A 356-nucleotide genomic window follows, 5' to 3' on the forward strand; every position below is an offset into this window, starting at 1 on the left:
ATCAGCGGTCAGGTCACCGGTGGGCTCCGGATAGGTTACATCGGACTGAGAGAAAACGAACAAATTATCCACGACGCCCAGAAATTGCACTCCCTGAGCTGGTGCGTTTTCCAATAGATTGGTGACGGTGCCATTTTCCAGCTCGATGCGGAATAGAGCACTTTCACCATTGGAGGCATTGGTATAGCCGAAGCAGTACAGGGATTGTTCATCGGTGTAAGGGGAGGAAAAAGAATCGCCGCCCATCATGGACAAGAAACAACTGTTCGGTATTGTGGCTACCACCCGGCGATTTTGGCAATCGCGGTCCAACAAAATAACCTGACTGTCTTCGGTTTCGGGAAATTGATTGTTGG

The 356-nt window shown here is 50.0% G+C and carries 1 protein-coding gene; it reads right to left on the reverse strand.

From position 1 onward, the window contains the following. Positions 1–356, reverse strand: a 356-nt coding sequence (locus H6B10_RS15720; RefSeq protein ID WP_204652391.1) for a hypothetical protein, incomplete at both ends; no start/stop codon positions are given.

The sequence above is a fragment of the Gemmiger formicilis genome (assembly GCF_016901605.1).
Lineage (GTDB): Bacteria > Bacillota > Clostridia > Oscillospirales > Ruminococcaceae > Gemmiger > Gemmiger formicilis_B.